The following is a 2,767-nucleotide window of genomic DNA, read 5'->3' on the forward strand; positions in this document are numbered from 1 at the left end:
GTATCCGGTCGAGCATTGATGGTGTGCGCGCGGCGGGTAGGAGTGTGCTCGCGGGAAAGATTCTTGCCGCATTGGGAGATATGGCCAGCCACGGGACGACCACCGTTGAAGCGAAATCGGGATATGGCTTGAATTTCGAATCCGAATTGAAGTCGCTGGAGGCGATTCGCGCGGCTGCGCAAAGGTGGCCCGGAACGGTCGTGCCGACATTTCTCGGCGCGCATGCGGCTCCGCCGGAGTATCGCGGACGCGCGCACGAGTACGTTGAGATTGTGTGCCGGGAGATGATGCCGGCGGTCGCAAAACAAAAACTGGCGGCATTTGCCGACGTCTTCTGCGATCAAGGGGCGTTCAGCGCGGATGAAGCGCGGCGGATTTTTGAGGGGGGCCGCGAGAACGGGCTCGCTCTTCGAGCGCACATGGGGCAGCTCAGCGAAACGCGCCTTGGGGCGTTCCTGCGATTTGAGCCCGCCTCGCTCGATCATATGGATTACGTTAACGATGCCGACCTGCCCGCGCTGGCCCGGAGCAACACGATCGCGACGTTGGTTCCGGGGGCAAATTACTTTCTGGGGCTAGTGCGCTACCCAGAGGCGCGCAAGTTCATTGAAGCTGGCGTCGCGGTCGCGCTCGCCAGCGACTACAATCCCGGCTCGTCGCCAACGCTCAGCATGCCGATGGTGATGTCGCTGGCGGCGACGCACATGAAGATGACGCCCGCGGAAACGATCTCGGCCGCCACGATGAACGGGGCGTGGGCGTTGCGCTTGGCCGATCGTAAAGGCACGATTGAACCGGGAAAGGATGCGGACTTGTCTGTGTTCGAGGTCAAAGACTATCGCGAAATCTCCTACTGGTTTGGAGCGAATCACTGCGCGTGCACTGTTCTGAATGGAATCCCGATCGGCGAGGCGAAGTTGTAAGATTCGCATTTGGAGCGAAGTGCGGGGATTGTTATAATTCGTAGGTTCCGCACGCTTCAGCGAATCGGCCGAATCCTCGGCCCTCCCGCCCAAAGACAGCGCGCAGCAGGCCGGCAAACAGGCATGGCCTGTGCGGGGAAGATGCGGAAAAAGAAGTGGCCAGGTAGCTCAGGTGGTAGAGCGCAGCCCTGAAAAGGCTGGCGTCGGCGGTTCAACTCCGTCCCTGGCCACCATCATTCTAAAGAACTTGGCGGTCGAGAGCCGAAATTTCCAACCCACGATCCAACCCATGATTCTCACTGAACTCGCTCTGTAAGCAGATGGATTCTGTCCCCCTTCAGCTGTTCCAGCAGAATCTTCTTCACCGCACTCTTCAGGTTGTCGTAGCGCAAGCACCGGAACACGCCGCCGAAATAGCCAAATGCCCGCTCGTGTGCTTCCAGAAAAGCCTGCTGCGTAGCGTGTTAGTAAGCCACGTGAAACGCTCCGCCACTCGCCATCGAGCGCATCGCGAAGTGATGAATCGACTGGCGCTCGCCTCCGACCTCGGCCATCGCTTCGTACCAATCGACCTGCGCCTCGCCGCCCCAGTCGTAGACTTGCGGCACGAACGTCTCTCGCGCCGTGAGTCCGAACTCTTGCTTGCGCTCCCGCACATAACGGCGTACCGTCGCTTTCCGCCACCGGGTCCGAGCGCTCCTGACGGATCCGCTGCCAGATGCGATGCGCTGTGTGCTGCTGTTTGCGGGGAGCCAACTGATCTACTCGCAGAATCTCATCGATGAACTCCATCACCGGACCCAGCCTGGGCCTGTTCCGCACCGGCAGTTTGCGCTCTGGCGGAATCGCACTCGCCAGCGCTTGTCGCACCATCCGCCGATGCACGCCGAGCTTCTTCGCGACTGCACGAATCGAACCGGCTCCATGCGTGTGCTCCCGCCTGATCTCTTCGAATAGCTCCACCTTGCGTCTCCTGTCCATCGCCCTCCCCGTCTGCTTCGCAGACAGGGTAGGACGATCTATCGGTTAGGGGTGGGGCCAAATGTAATGATCGAAGCGGGGCCACTTCAGACTAGCGAAATCAGGAACTGCAGCGGGGTGGCCTCGTCAGCAACGAGGAGCACCGCATCAGGACGCTAGTGCCGCGTCAAGACCTCACCGGTGCTGACCGGACCTGGGCTGAGCGCTATGAGGTGGGCGATGTGCTGCGCTATTCGCGCGCATCGAAGGAGACCGGCATCGGGAAAGGCGAGTATGCACAGGTGAAGAGCATCGACGCTCCGAAAAACCGGCTGACGATCGCGCTGCAGGACGGCACGCAGCGCACTTACGATCCACGCCGACAGCAGGGCGTTTCCGTCTTCCGCGAAGAGATGCGGCGTTTTTCAGTGGGCGACCGCATCCAGTTCACCGTGCCGGCCAACGAACTCAGAGTTGCGAACCGCGAGTTGGGCACCATCAAAAGCATCGACGGACACGAGCGGCTGCGCTTGAAGATGGACGGTGGTCGCGCGGTCGAACTCGATCCGCGCAAGCATCCGCATCTCGATCACGGTTATGCCATGACTAGCCACTCCAGCCAGGGACAGACTGCCGACGCGTTCTCATTCACGTGGACACCGAGTTGGGCGCTAAGGCTCTGCTCAACAGCCGCATGGCCTACGTTTCTGTGTCGCGTGGACGCTATGACGCCCAGATTTATACGAGCAACGCGACGACGCTGGGGCAGGAACTCAGTCGCGACGTGTCCCATTCTCCTGCCATTCAGCAAGAGCCAGTGGCGCACAAGATAGAACCACAAACCACGCACACGAATCAGATCAGTCAGGGTTTCGGTCTAGGTC

At 60.5% G+C, this 2,767-nt stretch carries 3 protein-coding genes and 1 tRNA gene; 3 read left to right on the forward strand and 1 reads right to left on the reverse strand.

Going from position 1 to position 2,767, the window contains the following annotated elements:
* Window positions 1–923: imidazolonepropionase (gene hutI / locus WCA10_RS06750; protein ID WP_472821742.1), on the forward strand; the 923-nt coding region annotated here is incomplete at its 5' end.
* A gap of 157 nt (window positions 924–1,080) precedes the next feature.
* Window positions 1,081–1,156: transfer RNA gene (locus WCA10_RS06755), tRNA-Phe, on the forward strand.
* 231 nt (window positions 1,157–1,387) lie between these two features.
* Here WCA10_RS06755 and WCA10_RS06760 read toward each other — a convergent pair.
* The gene (locus WCA10_RS06760; RefSeq protein ID WP_472821743.1) at window positions 1,388–1,531 is read right to left on the reverse strand and encodes a hypothetical protein; all 144 of its coding nucleotides are present in this window, start codon (window positions 1,529–1,531) and stop codon (window positions 1,388–1,390) included.
* Window positions 1,532–2,062: 531 nt separating this feature from the next.
* Between WCA10_RS06760 and WCA10_RS06765 the strand changes: the two genes are divergently transcribed.
* Window positions 2,063–2,716, forward strand: coding sequence for a hypothetical protein (locus WCA10_RS06765; protein WP_472821744.1), 654 nt, complete (start codon window positions 2,063–2,065; stop codon window positions 2,714–2,716).
* The last annotated feature ends 51 nt before the right edge of the window (window positions 2,717–2,767 follow it).

Origin of the sequence: Occallatibacter sp., assembly GCF_049582745.1 — a bacterium.
Lineage (GTDB): Bacteria > Acidobacteriota > Terriglobia > Terriglobales > Acidobacteriaceae > Telmatobacter.